General features: G+C 63.4%; 13 protein-coding genes. 3 read left to right on the forward strand and 10 right to left on the reverse strand.

Features of this window, described 5'->3' with window-relative positions; translation table 11 throughout:
• Positions 1 to 9 precede the first annotated feature (9 nt).
• The 7 genes from M8523_RS02365 to M8523_RS02395 all read right to left on the reverse strand — a co-directional run bounded on the left by M8523_RS02365 (position 10) and on the right by M8523_RS02395 (position 7,171).
• A complete protein-coding gene (locus M8523_RS02365) occupies positions 10 to 1,035 on the reverse strand; it encodes an ABC transporter permease (protein WP_282583203.1) in 1,026 nt (341 codons plus the stop codon).
• Positions 1,032 to 2,069, reverse strand: coding sequence for an ABC transporter permease (locus M8523_RS02370; protein WP_282583204.1), 1,038 nt, complete (start codon positions 2,067 to 2,069; stop codon positions 1,032 to 1,034). Before M8523_RS02370 ends, M8523_RS02365 begins: the two co-directional genes overlap by 4 nt.
• Positions 2,066 to 3,586, reverse strand: a complete 1,521-nt coding sequence (locus M8523_RS02375) for a sugar ABC transporter ATP-binding protein (RefSeq protein WP_282583205.1) — start codon at positions 3,584 to 3,586, stop codon at positions 2,066 to 2,068. Before M8523_RS02375 ends, M8523_RS02370 begins: the two co-directional genes overlap by 4 nt.
• Before the next feature lie 258 nt (positions 3,587 to 3,844).
• The gene (locus M8523_RS02380) at positions 3,845 to 4,828 is read right to left on the reverse strand and encodes an ABC transporter substrate-binding protein (RefSeq protein ID WP_282583206.1); all 984 of its coding nucleotides are present in this window, start codon (positions 4,826 to 4,828) and stop codon (positions 3,845 to 3,847) included.
• Positions 4,829 to 5,065: 237 nt separating this feature from the next.
• A complete protein-coding gene (rbsK, locus tag M8523_RS02385) occupies positions 5,066 to 5,992 on the reverse strand; it encodes a ribokinase (RefSeq protein ID WP_282583207.1) in 927 nt (308 codons plus the stop codon).
• A 1-nt stretch (position 5,993) separates the two neighbouring features.
• Positions 5,994 to 6,872 (reverse strand): DUF4432 family protein, encoded by an 879-nt coding sequence (locus M8523_RS02390; protein ID WP_282583208.1) that lies wholly within the window; start codon positions 6,870 to 6,872, stop codon positions 5,994 to 5,996.
• Between the two features lie 35 nt (positions 6,873 to 6,907).
• A complete protein-coding gene (locus M8523_RS02395; RefSeq protein ID WP_282583209.1) occupies positions 6,908 to 7,171 on the reverse strand; it encodes a hypothetical protein in 264 nt (87 codons plus the stop codon).
• A 220-nt stretch (positions 7,172 to 7,391) separates the two neighbouring features.
• Between M8523_RS02395 and deoC the strand changes: the two genes are divergently transcribed.
• From deoC to M8523_RS02410, 3 genes are all read left to right on the forward strand, one after another.
• Positions 7,392 to 8,450: a deoxyribose-phosphate aldolase gene (deoC, locus tag M8523_RS02400; protein WP_282583210.1), complete on the forward strand. Its 1,059-nt coding sequence runs from the start codon at positions 7,392 to 7,394 to the stop codon at positions 8,448 to 8,450.
• 156 nt (positions 8,451 to 8,606) lie between these two features.
• Complete coding sequence (locus tag M8523_RS02405; protein ID WP_282583211.1) at positions 8,607 to 11,006, forward strand: aldehyde dehydrogenase family protein; 2,400 nt, start codon at positions 8,607 to 8,609, stop codon at positions 11,004 to 11,006.
• A 97-nt stretch (positions 11,007 to 11,103) separates the two neighbouring features.
• Positions 11,104 to 11,835, forward strand: coding sequence for a DeoR/GlpR family DNA-binding transcription regulator (locus tag M8523_RS02410; protein ID WP_282583212.1), 732 nt, complete (start codon positions 11,104 to 11,106; stop codon positions 11,833 to 11,835).
• Here the strand turns inward: M8523_RS02410 and M8523_RS02415 are convergent.
• The 3 genes from M8523_RS02415 to gap all read right to left on the reverse strand — a co-directional run bounded on the left by M8523_RS02415 (position 11,821) and on the right by gap (position 15,390).
• Positions 11,821 to 12,882, reverse strand: a complete 1,062-nt coding sequence (locus tag M8523_RS02415) for a Gfo/Idh/MocA family oxidoreductase (protein ID WP_282583213.1) — start codon at positions 12,880 to 12,882, stop codon at positions 11,821 to 11,823. The two genes, M8523_RS02410 and M8523_RS02415, sit on opposite strands and share 15 nt — an antisense overlap.
• A 61-nt stretch (positions 12,883 to 12,943) precedes the next feature.
• The gene (locus tag M8523_RS02420) at positions 12,944 to 14,134 is read right to left on the reverse strand and encodes a phosphoglycerate kinase (RefSeq protein ID WP_282583214.1); all 1,191 of its coding nucleotides are present in this window, start codon (positions 14,132 to 14,134) and stop codon (positions 12,944 to 12,946) included.
• Positions 14,135 to 14,382: 248 nt separating this feature from the next.
• A complete protein-coding gene (gene gap / locus M8523_RS02425; RefSeq protein ID WP_282583215.1) occupies positions 14,383 to 15,390 on the reverse strand; it encodes a type I glyceraldehyde-3-phosphate dehydrogenase in 1,008 nt (335 codons plus the stop codon).
• Positions 15,391 to 15,468: the final 78 nt, after the last annotated feature.

The following is a 15,468-nucleotide window of genomic DNA, read 5'->3' on the forward strand; positions in this document are numbered from 1 at the left end:
ATCGCGTGCTTAAGCCGGAGCCGTTCGGGCCAGCCTGCTTTGCAGGATGACGACCACGAGCAAAAAGGCGCCGCGCACCACCGACTGCCAGTAGGCCGAGAGGCTGATCCACCCCATGCCGTTTTCGAAATTCAGAATGGTGAAGATCAAGCCCAGCAGCAGAACACCCGCAAGCGTGGTGAAAACAGAGCCTTTGCCGCCCGTCAGCAGCGTGCCGCCGACCACAACGGACGCGATGGCGAAGAGCTCCCATCCGATCCCCTCGATCGGCTGGCCAGCCCCGAATTGGGCCGCCAGAATCACGCCTGCGAGGCCGGCCAAGCCGCCTGAGATGAGATAGACCGCGAACACAGTGCGGTCTGTGGGCAGTCCCATCAGCCGCGAGGCTTCCTCGCCGCCGCCGACGGCGAGCACATGACGGCCAAAGGGTCGCGCGTTCAACACCACTGACCCTACGATATAGGCCACAAGCGCAATCCAGGCCGGGGTGGGAAAGTTGAAAAACAAACCCAGCGCCGTCCCCATCCAACCGGCATTGTCGCCGTCGATCCACTCGGGCTTGAACGCCGCGAGGAGATTGCCCTGCCCAAGTGTCGTAAAGGCAGAATCGTAGGAGACGGCCACCGACTGATTGTTGGCCAGGAGCAGCCCTGTTCCCGAAGCCGCGAGCATCACGGCCAGCGTCGCGATGAAAGGCAGGATCTTGAGCTTCGTGATGATGAGGCCGCTGAGCGTACCGGCCACGAGCCCGGCCCCGACACCCCCGAGAAGACCCGGGAGGAGCCCATAAGGGCTCAGATAGGCCGAGACCACGCTCGCCATCGCCGCGACAGAGCCCACAGAAAGGTCGATGCCGCCCGTCATGATGACGAAACACATCCCGAGACCGACCAGCGCGAACATCGAATTGTAGCGCAGCACGGTGAGGATATTGTAGCTACCCAGGAACCCGTCGTAGCGGATGCCCCCGAAGGCGATCAGCAGCGCGAGTGCGATGACGACGCCGATGCCGGCGCCCGACCAGCGATGTTTCATGCCCGCTCCTGTCGCTGCAGCCAGACTGCCAGAACGATCAGCGCAGCCTTGGCGATGAGGGCTGCCGCATCCGGCACGCCGTTGGCCAAGAGCGTGTAGCGGACGAGCTGAATGATCAGGGCGCCGATCAGTGTGCCGACCACTGTGGCGCGGCCACCGGACAACAGCGTGCCCCCGACCGCCACTGCCGCGATGGCGTCGAGTTCGACGCCCATGCCAATCAGGTTCGCGTCGGCCGCCGAGTTCATGGCGATGACGATGAGACCGGCAACGCCGCTGCACAGTCCCGAGATCACGTAGACGAGCCGCTTGACCCGTTTCACCGGCACACCCGCAAGACGCGCCGCGGGCTCGTTGCCGCCGACCGCCAGCAGTTGCCGGCCGAACACCGTCTTCCTCAGCATCCAGGCGGCGGCGATCACGAATACCAGCATGATCCAAACTTGGAACGGCACGCCGAGCACATGGCCGAGAGCGATCGCCTGGAACTCAGGGGCCTTGAAGACCTGCAGGTCCCCATTGGTCCAGACTTGGGCGATGCCGCGGCCCGCGATGAACAGGATCAGGGTCGCGATGATCGGCTGGATCCGAAAACTTGATACGAGCCACCCGTTGAAGAGGCCGAAGAGCCCCGCAACCATGACCGGAATGACAATGCCGAACCCGATGTTGACGTAGAGATTGCCGCCATGAAACAGCGCACCGGTGAAAAAACCCGGGGCCAGCGCACCCGAGATCGCCATGAGCGATCCGACCGACAGATCGATGCCCCCTGTGGCGATGACGAGAGTCATGCCCACACCGACGATGACGATGGTGCAGATCTGGGTGAGGTTCACCGACAGGGTCTGCATCGTGGCGAAATGGGGCGTGATCGCCAAATTGAGCAGGATCAGCACGGCCAGCGCGATGAGTGCGCCCAAGCGCCTAGCCGCGAGGCCAATACGGAAGCCGGTTGCCGGCGGCGCGCCGCCTGGAGGCCGAAGGCCCGCAGTGCCGCCTGTGGCGACCGTGGTTGACGAGTCGAGGCTCATGCGGCTGTTCCGTGCGCCATGGCATCCATCAACGTCGCCTCGCTCGCCTCCGCCCGGTCGAACGTGCTGACCGTACGTCCGTCGCGCAACACGAAGGTGCGATCGGCTCCCTCGACGATCTCTTCGAGCTCGGACGAGATCATCAGAACGCCGAGGCCGTCGTCGGCGAGACGGCGGATCAGCTTTTGGATCTCGGCCTTGGCCCCGACATCGATTCCGCGTGTCGGCTCATCGAAGATGAGAAGCTCGGGATTCATGCACAGCCAGCGGGCGAGCAGGACCTTTTGCTGATTGCCGCCCGACAGCTCGCGGATCGGCTGGTCGGGGCTAGAGCATTTGATGCCGATGTCCGCGATGAAACGTTCGACGATCTTGCGTTGGCGCGCTTCATCGACGAGGCCGGATCGCGACAAGGCCGGGAGCAGCGCCAGCGTCATGTTCTCCCGCACCGACATGCCTGGAATGATGCCTTCCTGTTTTCGATCCTCCGAACAGAAGCCGATACCGGACGCAATCGCGTCATGCGGTTCGGTGAAGGTGACAGGCTTGCCGTTCAACCGGATCTCCCCGCCGCCGCGCGCATCCGCGCCAAAAATCGCGCGCGCGGTCTCGGTTCGGCCAGAGCCCAGCAGGCCCGCAAGGCCGACGATCTCACCTCGTCGCACGTTCAGAGAGGCGTTCGTCACACGGCGGCCGACAGCAAGGTTCTCGACAGCAAGCACCTCGGCGCCCGGAGGGCGAGCTGAGGCTGAGAACGCCGTCGCACCCTGCTTACGCACCTCCGCCAGATCCCGGCCGAGCATCGTGGCGACGAGCTGCAGCTTGTTCATTTCGGCCATTGAGGCGACCGCCACCGTGCGGCCATCGCGCATGACGGTCACCCGGTCGCAGACGGCGTAGAGTTCGTCGAGCTTATGGCTCACGAAGATCACGGCGACGCCCTGCTGCTTCAACCGCCGGATCGTGGCGAACAGAACCTGCACCTCGTGGTCATCGAGGGAGGACGTCGATTCGTCCATGATCACGAGCCGCGCGTTGAACGACACGGCACGGGCGATCGCCACCATCTGCTGAATGGCGGTGCTGTAGTGGCCGAGCGGCGCCTCGACGTCGATCGCAATACCGAATTCATCGAGCAACGTTTTGGCCGCGATCGTCATCTGCCGCCACCGCAGGAACCCGGCGCGGTTGCGGATCTCGCGGCCCAGATAGATGTTCTCGACCACAGACCGGAACGGGATGAGGTTGATTTCCTGGAAGATCGTGCTGATCCCGGCACGCTGCGCCACCTCGGGCGAAGCCGCAGCCCATGGCTTGCCCTCGAACTGGATCGTGCCTGCGTCGTGTTTCACGAAGCCGTTCAGCACCTTGATCATCGTCGACTTGCCGGCGCCATTTTGGCCGATCAGGGCCATGACTTCGCCAGGCAGGACATCGAGGTGCGCACCGACGAGCGCAGGCGCGAGGCCAAAACGTTTGTCGATACCATGCATGCTCAGAAGAGGCTCGTTGGCCATAAAGTGTCCTGGGCTCGGGTCGGTCATTCGCCGCACCCCCGGCATTCCACAATGTCCCGGGGCGCCCACTCCTCGCTCAATTGAACAGCCAAGTCGCAGGACGCACGAAGCCCGATTGAGCCAGGAATGTGGTCTATGCAGGTTGCTCAGCCTGAGGAGTAGTGTGGGCAGGAGGGTTAGGAGGTCCTTCGCGCCTCGCAACCCATTCGAGTCAGGCTTGCCAACTCGAATGGGCCGATGACGATGTCGCTAAAAACGTTAGAAGGCTTCCGGCATATAGCTGGCGATATTTTCCTTCGTGAACAGGCGATCGGTGTTCACCACCCACTCGGGGATCGTCTTGCCGGCGGCATAATCCACCACTGTCTGGAAGGCTTTGGGGCCGAAATGCGGGTTGCATTCAACCAGAACGGCGATCTTTCCGTCGGCGACCGCCTGTGCGGCGTCCTTGGTGCCGTCGATCGAACAGATCATGATGTCCTTGCCGGGGGTTTTGCCAGCAGCTTCCATGGCCGCGATGGCGCCCATGCTCATCTCGTCGTTATGGCCGTAAAGAGCGGTCGCTTCCGGATGCGCCTGGTAAAGCGTCTCGAACACCTGGCGTCCTTTGTCGCGTGCGAAATCGCCGGACTGCGACGCGATGATGACCATATCTGGGAATTTGCTGATGGCGTCCTTGAAACCCTTCATGCGGTCGTTCGCAGGCGAGGAGCCGACGGTACCCTGAAGCTCGATGATCTTGGCCTTGCCGCCGACAGCCTTGGCGAAGGCCTCACCCGCCATATTGCCTTCCTTGACGAAGTCCGAGCCGATAAACGCGACATAGTCGCGGCCGGCCTTGGCCATGGACGCGTCGACGCTGCGGTCGATGCAGAGCAACGGGATTCCGGCGTTCTTGGCCTCCATCACGGCCGGGACGAGCGGCTTTTCTTCGCGCGGGGCCAGCAGGATCACGTCGACCTTCTGGGCGATCATGGAGCGAACGTCGGACACCTGCTTGGCGGCCGATCCGGCCGCATCGGTGTACACCAACTGCCAGCCGCGCTTTTCAGCCTCTTCCTTCATGCTCGCCGTCTGAGCGAGGCGCCATGGATTGTTGCTTTCGGTTTGGGCGAAACCGATCTTGTACTTGTCCTTCTGCTTAAGTTTCGGCAGGCCAGCGGCCCATGCGAGATCGCCGAGACTTGTTGCGGCGAGGCCACCTACGGCAGTGGTCAAAAGCGTGCGGCGTGTGAAAATCATAACTTCTCTCCCTCCATTCGACGACTGGATCTCGTCGAAGCCGAAACCAAGCGGTCTCAGCTGATGTTGAACGTTTTCGATTTGCCCGGATTCTGCGGCCGGTTGATGCGATGCCCTACACGTGCCGCCTCACGGGCAGGCCTCGGAATATTGCACCCTCGCATTGTCTTAGCATGACGCGAGACGAGCGGAATAGACATCCGAAAGCCGTTACCGCGTATAGTGTATTGTCGGATGCTAAACCGGTGTCGCCGCTCGGCTTAAAAACTCCCTCTCGGTCGCATAAGCCTTCTGCGTCCCTCGCCGGGTGATCGAATCGGCCGCATAGGCAGCAGCCTTGCCAAGGGCGACATCAAGCGCGTCACCTGCCACGAAATACCGGGCGAAGCTGCCGATGAAGGCGTCTCCCGCCCCCGTCGTGTCGACCGGCGATACGGGCACTGGCGCGATCGTGCTGGTCTGACCGGGTGTCACGAGAAGCGCGCCACGCGATCCCATGGTCACGATCACGGTCTCGATCCCTTTTCCGATCAGGCTGAGAGCGGCTGTTGCTATCTCATCGGGCGTGCCGACAGGCAGGCCGGTGAGGATCGCAAGCTCGGTCTCGTTGGGCACCAGAAAGGTCGCGTCCTTGATGCGCTCGGGGTCGAGGTCGGGCAGGGCGGGCGCGGGATTGAGCAATGTCTTGATGCCGTGCCGCTTGCCGAACGCGACGGCTGCGTAAACGGTCTCGACCGGGATTTCCAGCTGCAGAAGGATGAGGTCGCAACGCTTGAGATCCTCGGCCGCGGCTTCGATGTCGGGCGGCAGCAGGTCGTCATTGGCGCCTTTCACGATGAGAATCGAGTTCTCGCCGGACGGATCCACCATGATGGGCGCGACACCGCTCGACCGGCCGGGCACTTTGACGACGTGGCTCACGTCGACTCCGCACGCCTTGAGGTTGCCGATCGTATTATCCGCGAACGTGTCATCGCCGACTTTGGTGAGCAGCAGCACATCGGCACCGAGTTTGGCGGCCGCGACGGCTTGGTTGGCACCCTTGCCGCCGTGACCCATCTCGAAGGAGCGCGCCTCGAGCGTTTCTCCCTTGGCCGGCATCCGCGTGACATAGGTGACAAGGTCGACCATGTTGCTGCCGATGACGGCGATCCGTCCTGCCATGTCAGACCTCCCTTACCTCGATGAGCCGGGCAAGCTTTACCGCAGCCTCAGTGTCGACATAACCAAGCTCCGTCGAAAAAGCCACGCGGGCGCCGCCGGGAAGTGAGCGCACGTGGCCCTTGCGGCGCTCGGCCGCGTAGCCCTCCGGCTCGCAGGTGCCCGGCATCGCGAAAGCGCAGGTGCGTTGATCGCTGTTCGCCAGCACCCATCGGATCGCATGGGGCATCGATCGGGGATCGTAGGCAACAGTAAAGCCGTCGCCTTGGGGACGCTGCAGCATGAAACGTACGAGACCATCGGGACCGCCGCGCAGGCCCTTGATGTAGAACACCTGCTCGGGATCGTACCTGGCCGGCTCGGTGAACCGTTCCATACGGGCTGGGTGCTCGGCCAGATCGGCGAGCAGTGTGCGATAGTCATCGTTCGGCCTGACATGGGCCGGGATCGCGGTACGGGTCACCACATGGGCCGTGTCGAAGGGCACGGGTTGCACGATGCGGCCGCCTTCTACGAAGGCGAAGTTCGCGTGGCAGAGGTACATCAGGTCCATGGAGGCCGCCGAAAGGTTTTCAGCCTCCATCACCACCGTGAAGGCCGTCGCATCCTCTCTCAGGATGACGTGCGGCGTCGCGCGATAGTGGGCTCCAAAGCCCATGGCGTAGTCACGCAAACCCGTAATCGCGATGTAGGCGCCGAGACTGTCCTCGCCGCAGGCGAGCCCGGCCTTGTCCATCGGCATGCATGACATTTCCCCATGGAGAGGATGCGTATCCTCAGCCGTCGGGACGCCGTTGCGCAAAAGCCCTGCGTGATAAGCGAGGCAGCCGTAGGTTTCCACAATGCCGGTGGCCTGGCGCGGCTGATCGAACATGCTCTGCATCGCGAGTTCCACGCCATCGAATGCGGCGCGCCAGATCATCTGCCCGAGATAGGGAGAACGGTCACGCTTCCCCGCGCATTGGCAATGCGGATCGCCTCGACGCCGGTGTCGTAGCGAAACAGCGTCGCGCTCAGCGGGCCATGCCGCAGCAGGATCTGCTCCTTTGCGCCGAAAAAGCTTCGATCGAGAGAAATGGAGGTCGTGGGCGTCAAAGATGGCGTCAACTCTGATTTTCTCCCATCTTCAATTTCGTCTTGCGCGATTGTTATAATTGTCACATTGTTGAGTGAGAATTGCATCAAGATCTCAGGGGCGTCAAGCTGGGGCGGCAAAGGTCCTTCACACTAAGCAATCGGAACAGGCGGCTTACCGAGGCATTCAACGATGCTTCCGATTTGCAGGCAGCTTAGAGGTAAGGGTGTTGGACTTGGCGGATCGAAGAAGCAGGCCGCAGTTCCCCTTGGCTGTGCTGCTTCGACCGGCGGACGGCGGCGGCTACGCCATATCGGATGAACAACGATGACACAGGACAGTTCACCCATTCAGCAGGACGGCACCAGGCCCTCGCGTGCGAAGACGGCGCTGCAGACCGTCAAGAGCGTCTTGCCAAAGGCGCTCGTTGGTCCGTCGGAACACCGCAACCCGGGCACGGCCCTGAAGCCCGAATGGTTCGACACGATTCAGGTCAATCTGAGCGCCATCGAGCGGCGCGCGGCCACGATGGGTACACGGCGCTCAGTCAAGAAGAACTATCAGGCGGCGTGGCTCGTCAAGGCGATCACCTGCATCGATCTGACGACCTTGGCGGGCGACGATACGCCCGGCCGCGTCCACCGCCTGGCCATGAAAGCCCGCAGGCCCCTCCGTGACGACCTCGTCGAGGCGCTCGGTCTCGGCGACGCACCCCCGAAGGTCGGGGCTGTTTGCGTCTATCCCACCATGGTCGCGCCCGCCGTGAAAGCGCTGCGCGGGTCCGGAATTCCGGTCGCCTCGGTCGCCACTGGGTTTCCCGCCGGCCTCACCCCGTTGCCGCAGCGGCTCGCGGAAATCCGCTACGCGGTCGAGGAAGGTGCGGGCGAGATCGACATCGTGATCACCCGTGCGCATGTGCTTCTCGGCGAGTGGCAGGCACTTTACGACGAGGTCGCGGCCATGCGTGAGGCCTGCGGGCCGGCCCACCTCAAGGCGATCCTGGGAACCGGCGATTTGAAAACCCTGCGCAACGTCTACAAGGCCTCGATGGTGGCCATGCAGGCCGGCGCGGATTTCATCAAGACCTCGACCGGAAAGGAAGACGTCAACGCCACCATGCCGGTCAGCCTGACGATGATCCGGGCCTTGCGGGACTACGGCGACTTGACCGGCGAGCGCGTCGGCTTCAAACCCGCCGGCGGCCTCAAGACCGCCAAGGATGCCTTGAATTGGCTGACCCTGATGAAAGAGGAACTCGGCCATCCCTGGCTGCAGCCCGACCTCTTCCGCATCGGCGCGAGCTCGATGCTGGCCGATATCGAACGCCAGCTCGAACATCACGTCACGGGCCAATATGCTTCGGCAGCCCACCACGCGATGGCCTAGCGAAGCGTCCTCCCTTCTCCCGCACGAGCGGGAGAAGGTGCCCGGTAGTGCGGATGAGGGTCACCTCAACGCCGAGCTTCCCCTCATCCGACCCGGCTGCGCCGGGCCACCTTCTCCCGCTCGCACGGGAGAAGGGACGCATAGCGGACCCCCTCGATGCCCCAGATCAAAGAGATCCTCGAAACTATGGATTATGGCCCTGCGCCCGAAGCCGCCGATCATGTGCGGGAGTGGCTGAAGGCGCATGCCGCGGGCTTTGGCCACTTCATCGACGGCCGTTTCACGACGCCTGTCGCAGATCAGACCTTCGAGGTGCGAGACCCGGCGCGGGATGAGACAATCGCCACGGTCTCGCAGGGAAGCTCCCAAGATGTCGATGCCGCGGTTGAGGCGGCCCGGGCCGCCCTCGCAGGATGGTCGGCGACACCCGGCCACATTCGCGCTCGGCACCTTTATGCTTTGGCGCGCCACATCCAGAAGCGTGAACGCTTCCTGTCGGTGCTGGAATCCATCGACAATGGCAAGCCGATCCGAGAGTCGCGCGATATCGACATCCCGCTCGTTGCCCGGCATTTCTATCATCACGCCGGCTGGGCCGAACTCATCGCCAGCGAGTTTCCGGACCACGCGCCGGTCGGCGTCTGCGGTCAGATCATTCCCTGGAACTTCCCGCTTCTGATGCTGGCCTGGAAGATCGCGCCGGCGCTCGCGGCGGGCAACACCGTGGTCTTGAAGCCGGCCGAATTCACGCCGCTCACGGCCTTGGCCTTCGCAGAGGTTTGCCGGGAGGCCGGGCTGCCCAGGGGCGTCGTCAATATCGTCACCGGTGACGGCGCGACAGGCGCGGCTCTCGTGAAGCACCCCGGGATCGACAAGGTCGCATTCACGGGTTCGACCGACGTCGGCCGGCTGATCCGCGAGCAGACGGCGGGTTCGGGCAAGAAACTTTCGCTCGAACTTGGCGGCAAGTCTCCCTTCATCGTGTTCGAGGACGCCGACCTCGATGGCGCGGTCGAGGGCGTTGTCGATGCCATCTGGTTCAACCAGGGTCAGGTCTGCTGTGCCGGCTCGCGGCTCCTGGTGCAGGAAGGTGTCGCGGCACGATTCCACGCCAAGCTGAAGCGGCGCATGGCGACGCTGCGGGTCGGCGATCCGCTCGACAAGTCGGTCGACGTCGGCGCCATCGTGGCGCCCGTCCAGCTCCAGCGGATTCGCGAGCTGGTGGCGAAAGGCGAGCAGGAGGGCGCAACTCTCTTCCAGGCCGATACGGCTCTGCCGCAGAATGGTTGCTTCTTCCCGCCGACGCTGTTCACCGACGTGGCGCCAGCCTCCACCATAGCCGAGGTCGAGATCTTTGGCCCCGTGGCCGTCTCCATGACGTTCCGGACGCCCGACGAGGCCGTGGCGCTCGCCAATAACACCCGTTACGGCCTTGCCGCCTCCATCTGGTCGGAAAACATCAACCTCGCGCTCGACACGGCCGCCAAGGTGAAGGCGGGCGTCGTGTGGGTGAATTCGACCAATATGTTCGATGCCGCCGCCGGCTTCGGCGGCTACAAGGAAAGCGGATTTGGCCGCGAGGGCGGTCGCGAGGGACTGGCCGAGTATCTCGTTCCCGCTTGGCTGAAAAGCTTGCCAAAGGCGGAAGACGTACCGGCCCTGACGCTGTCGGCCCTGCCGGCCGAGACCGACGCCGGGGGAGCGGCTACGCTGACCATCGACCGCACGGCCAAGCTCTACATCGGCGGCAAGCAGACCCGTCCGGACTCAGGCTATTCCACGACGGTCCGCGATGCCGCGGGAGCGCCGCTGGGGCAGGTTGGCCTCGGCAATCGGAAGGACATCCGCAACGCGGTCGAGGCCGCCGCCAAGGCTGGCGCCTGGGGTGCCGCCACCGCCCACAACCGCGCGCAGGTTCTCTACTACGTGGCCGAAAACCTGCACGCGCGGGCGCCCGAATTCGCGCAACGTCTCTTGGCGACTGGCGCGTCGCCGGAGCGGGCGGAGCGCGAAGTGGCGGCCGCCGTCGAACGTACCTTTTTCTACGCCGCCTGGGCCGACAAATATGACGGGCAGGTTCATGCCACCCGGTCCCGCCATGTCACCTTGGCCATGCATGAGCCCTGGGGCGTCATGGGTCTCGTCTGCCCTGACGAGGCGCCGCTTTTGGGCTTCGTGTCCTTGCTGATGCCGGCGATCGCCATGGGCAACCGCGCCGTGATCGTTCCCTCGGTCGTTCAGCCGCTTCTCGCCACGGAGTTCTATCAGGTTCTCGACACGAGCGATGTGCCGGCCGGCGTCGTCAATATCGTCACGGGGGAACGGGAGCCTCTGGCACGAACACTGGCTGAACACCACGACGTCGCGGCCCTGTGGTATGTGGGCTCGCGCCAGGGGTGCGCCGCGGTCGAAAAAGCCTCGGCCGCCAACCTCAAAGGCACCTGGGTCAGCGATGGCCGGGTGCGCGACTGGTTCTCGGCCGAGCAGGGGCAAGGACGGGAATATCTGCGTCATGCCACCCAAGTGAAGAACATCTGGGTGCCTTATGGCGAGTAGCCGCTCCATCCATTGGGCCACATGACGCGACGGATGGGTTTGTCATCGTCATGGGAAACGTTGAGTGTGAACAGCTGAGGGGCGAGGTCGAGCGTCGATGGCGGTGAGCAAGGCCAAGCGCGTCGCCGCCCTTGCCGATGGGCTCTCCGAGCGGCGCGTGATGCATCTTCGCGACGCGGCCAGCATGCTCGGCGTCTCTGAAATGACGGTCCGGCGCGACATCGCCGACCACGCCGACCAATTCACTTACCTCGGCGGCCACATCATGCTGGCTTCCGAAATCGAACCCGACAGACCCTACGAACTCGCAACCGCGGCGGACAGCCATGCCCAGGCGAAGCGAGACGCTTGCGTTCATGCGGCCAAACACATCCGGGACGAGGAAACGATCTTCATCGACTGTGGGACGACGCTGATCCATATGATCGACCTCATCCCCGACACGGCTGCCGTCACGGTGATCTGCTATGCCCTGAACGTCGCCGAACGGCTGGCGCGGCGGCCCAACATCACGATGCTGATGTTGGGGGGATTGTTCTACCCGGCCTCGGCTTCGTTCTCGGCACACCAGGATCTGGCGCTCCTCGACGGGATCGGCATCAATGTCGCGTTCCTGTCGGCGGCCGGGGTCGACGCCAAGCGCGGCGCCACCTGCGAGCATTTTCATGAGGCTCAGGTCAAGCGGAAGGTCTTGTCGCTGGCGCGCGAGAGTTACCTCGTGGCTGACACGAGCAAGATTGGGAAGCTGAAGCGGGCTTTCTTCGCGCCCCTGGGTGCCTTCACGGCCCTGATCGCGGAAAACGGCGAAATCATACTACCGGCGGACTGAAGCGACCGCGATCGTCTCGCCGCGCCAGACCTCGGGTGCCACGGCCCGGCCGCTCTCGGCGGCCGCATAGGCGGCATCCACCAAGGCGTAGGTGTTGAGGTTGTCTGCTCCGCTGGTCTCGGCCTCGCGGCCGGCCCGCCACGCCGCGATGATAGCCCTCTGGGTGAGCAGCACGCTTTCCTGAGCCACATGCCAGGGCGCTTGCGTCCACGGCAGCAGAGGGGATCCGATCGAACGCTCACTTACCTCATTCCCGGATGTCACGACCATCCGGAAATCCTCATGCACTTTGATGGAGCCTGTCTCGCCTTCGATGGTGACGAGCGTCTGGGGAAAGGAATCCGGAATCTGTCGCGCCTCGTAGGTGCATTCGACGAGGCTAACGGCGCCCGACGTATGGCGAAGAAGCATGGTGGCCGTGTCTTCGCCGACATTTCGCGGATTGCGCTGCTGGGTTTCGCAAGACAGATGGCGCACCTCGCCCAGGAAGACGCGGGCGAGATCCAGAACGTGAATGCCGACATCCAGAATGGCGAGCTTCTTATCCTGATGAAAATAGGGCTGGGTTTTGTAGACATCGAAGCCGGTGCGGAACGCGAAGCGGCCCCACGTCGGTGCCCCGATCGCACCGGAAGCGAGAACCTCGCGGACCGCCTGCATCGGCGCCTGAAAGCGAAAATTTTCATGGACCGCAAGCGGCACGCGCGCAGCCCTGGCGGTCTCGACCATCGACACACATTGCTGCCAGTCGGACGCGAAAGGTTTCTGGACGATCGTTCGCACCCCGTGACGGACAGCGAGGCACACCAGATCGTGATGCGTCTCCATGCGGGTCGCGATGTCGACGAAATCGAGCTGCTCGCTCTCGAACAGGGTTTGCGGGTCGGTGTAATGGCGAGGAACACCGAAGGTGTCGGCGGCCGCTTTCGCCTTGACCGGGTCGATATCGCAAACTGCGACGAGCTCGATGCCCTCTGCCCGCATGTCGCGCCAGGCATTGAGATGGTTCTGGGCGAAGAACCCGCAGCCGATCAAGGCACCGCGCATGTGAATTCCACCTGTGATGATTGCTTCGACGAGCCCGCGTCAGTTTTGATGCAGTCGGGGCCTATCGCCGGCGCAGCGCCTCGACGCCCGGAAGCACCTTGCCCTCCAGCCATTCCAAGAATGCCCCGCCTGCGGTCGAAAGGTAGGTGAAGTGGTCGGCGACGCCGGCGCCATTCAGCGCCGATACCGTATCGCCTCCGCCCGCAACCGTAACCAGAGACCCGCTTTCCGTCAGCTTCGCGGCGGCTTGCGCCACACGGGTCGTGCCGGTGTCGAAGGGCTTCAGCTCGAAGGCGCCGAACGGTCCGTTCCACACGATCGTCTTGGCGCGTTGCAAGATGGCTGTGATCGCATCGATCGACTTCGGTCCAATGTCGAGAATCATTTCGTCGGGCGCGACGTTGTCGACATCGACGACCCGAGACGCGGCGCCGGCCTTGAACTCCTTGGCGACCGTCGCGTCGACGGGAAGCACGATCTCGCACTTACCCGCGTTGGCGAGGATCTGTCTGGCCGTATCCGTGAGGTCGTGCTCACATAATGATTTGCCGACATCCTTGCCCTGCGCGGCCAGGAACGTGTTGGCCATGCCGCCGCCGATGATCAGGATATCGACCTTCTTGACCAGATTGCCCAAGAGATCGAGCTTGGTCGAGACCTTGGCCCCGCCCACGATCGCGGCCACGGGACGTTCCGGCTTTTCAAGCGCGCGTGTCAACGCATCGAGTTCGGCCTGCATCGAGCGGCCCGCATAGGCTGGAAGACGTCGGGCGAGACCTTCGGTGGAGGCATGGGCACGATGGGCGGCCGAGAAGGCGTCGTTGACGTAGATGTCGCCCAGCGCCGCGAGCTCGTCGATGAAGGCGTCTTCGTTCTTTTCCTCACCCTTGTGAAACCGCGTGTTTTCGAGCAGCAGCACGTCACCGTTCTTCATGGCGGTGACAGCCGCGACGGCCGGCTCTCCAATCGTATGCGGCACGAAGCTCACGTGGTGACCGACATGGTCGATCATGGCCTCGGCCACGCGCCGGAGCGAATTGATCTCGTCCGGTCCGCCCTTCGGCCGTCCGAAGTGAGCGAGCAGGATCACTTTCCCGCCAGCATCGGCGATATGTCGGATGGTCGGTACCACGCGCTCGATCCGGGTGGTGTCGCTCACCCGGCCGTTTTCCATCGGAACGTTCAGATCGACACGGACCAGGACCCTTTTACCGGCCAGATCCGCATCGTCGAGAGTGCTGAAATCGCTCATGGAAGTCTCCGTCGTCATTCTCCCGTGCGAACGGAAGAGCTTGGGTTCATACATCTCGGATCAGGAAGGCCGCTTGCCCTTTCCCTCGCCGGCAGGGGCAGGGGGCGCAACGACCGACCCGACGCTTCGTTTTTAAAAAACTCGATCCGCTCCCACACTCAACCTCATCTCCTCTTCACAAGGGAAAAGGAGATTCTTCCCTGACGAGTGGACGCCTTATAGCGGGAGCGCGAGGGAGGCGGTGACCGCTAGATGAGCTTCGCCATGGCGATGGCCGTGTCGCCCATGCGGTTCGAGAAGCCCCATTCGTTGTCGTACCAGGACACGACGCGCACGAAGGTGCCGTTGATCACCTTGGTCTGATCCATGTGGAAGATCGAGGACCGGGGGTCGTGGTTGAAGTCGCTGGAGACGTTCGGCTGCGTCGTGTAGCCGAGCACGCCCTCGAGTTCGCCTTCGGCGGCCTTCTTCATGGCCTCGTTGATCTCCGCGATGCTGGTCGCGCGCTTCGTCACGATCTTCAGGTCAACGAGCGACACATTGGGGGTCGGCACCCGGATTGCCGATCCGTCGAGCTTGCCCGCGAGTTCCGGCAGCACGAGGCCGATGGCCTTTGCGGCACCCGTGGAGGTCGGGATCGACGACAGCGAGGCCGCGCGCGCCCGGTAGAGGTCCTTGTGCATCGTGTCGAGCGTCGGCTGGTCGCCCGTGTAGCTATGGATCGTCGTCATGAAACCATGCTCGATCCCGACGGTCTCATTGAGCACCTTGGCGATGGGCGCGAGGCAGTTGGTGGTGCAGGACCCGTTCGAGACGATCAGATGATCCTTCGTGAGCGTCTTGTCGTTTACGCCGTAGACGATCGTCGCATCGGCGCCGTCGGCCGGGGCCGAGACCAGGACGCGCTTGGCGCCGGCCTTGAGATGAGCCGAAGCCTTGTCCTTCGAGGTGAAGATGCCGGTGCATTCCATGGCGATGTCGATGCCGAGGTCCGCGTGCGGCAGCGTCGACGGATCCTTGATGGCCGTGACCTTGATGGGGCCGTAGCCAACGTCGATCGTGTCGCCCGAGACCTCCACCTTGTGCGGAAAGCGGCCATGCACGCTGTCGAATCGCAGCAGGTGGGCATTGGTCTCGACCGGGCCGAGATCGTTGATCGCCACCACCTGAATGTCGGTGCGTCCCGATTCCACAATGGCCCGGAGGATGTTCCGTCCGATACGTCCGAAGCCGTTGATGGCAACTTTCACGGTCATTTCGTTTTCTCCTTCACACGGACGACTTGCCTCAAGCCGTTCCGCTCAGCAATCTTGAACTTGGAGCGCGCCGGCACG

This window comes from Lichenifustis flavocetrariae (genome assembly GCF_026130545.1).
Lineage (GTDB): Bacteria > Pseudomonadota > Alphaproteobacteria > Rhizobiales > Beijerinckiaceae > Lichenihabitans > Lichenihabitans flavocetrariae.

Coding starts and splice junctions, on each gene's coding strand:
- M8523_RS02365 (WP_282583203.1), bottom strand. CDS start 1,035: ATGAAACATCGCTGGTCGGGCGCCGGCATCGGCGTCGTCATCGCACTC.
- M8523_RS02370 (WP_282583204.1), bottom strand. CDS start 2,069: ATGAGCCTCGACTCGTCAACCACGGTCGCCACAGGCGGCACTGCGGGC.
- M8523_RS02375 (WP_282583205.1), bottom strand. CDS start 3,586: ATGGCCAACGAGCCTCTTCTGAGCATGCATGGTATCGACAAACGTTTT.
- M8523_RS02380 (WP_282583206.1), bottom strand. CDS start 4,828: ATGATTTTCACACGCCGCACGCTTTTGACCACTGCCGTAGGTGGCCTC.
- rbsK (WP_282583207.1), bottom strand. CDS start 5,992: ATGGCAGGACGGATCGCCGTCATCGGCAGCAACATGGTCGACCTTGTC.
- M8523_RS02390 (WP_282583208.1), bottom strand. CDS start 6,872: ATGCAGAGCATGTTCGATCAGCCGCGCCAGGCCACCGGCATTGTGGAA.
- M8523_RS02395 (WP_282583209.1), bottom strand. CDS start 7,171: ATGCAATTCTCACTCAACAATGTGACAATTATAACAATCGCGCAAGAC.
- deoC (WP_282583210.1), top strand. CDS start 7,392: ATGACACAGGACAGTTCACCCATTCAGCAGGACGGCACCAGGCCCTCG.
- M8523_RS02405 (WP_282583211.1), top strand. CDS start 8,607: ATGCCCCAGATCAAAGAGATCCTCGAAACTATGGATTATGGCCCTGCG.
- M8523_RS02410 (WP_282583212.1), top strand. CDS start 11,104: ATGGCGGTGAGCAAGGCCAAGCGCGTCGCCGCCCTTGCCGATGGGCTC.
- M8523_RS02415 (WP_282583213.1), bottom strand. CDS start 12,882: ATGCGCGGTGCCTTGATCGGCTGCGGGTTCTTCGCCCAGAACCATCTC.
- M8523_RS02420 (WP_282583214.1), bottom strand. CDS start 14,134: ATGAGCGATTTCAGCACTCTCGACGATGCGGATCTGGCCGGTAAAAGG.
- gap (WP_282583215.1), bottom strand. CDS start 15,390: ATGACCGTGAAAGTTGCCATCAACGGCTTCGGACGTATCGGACGGAAC.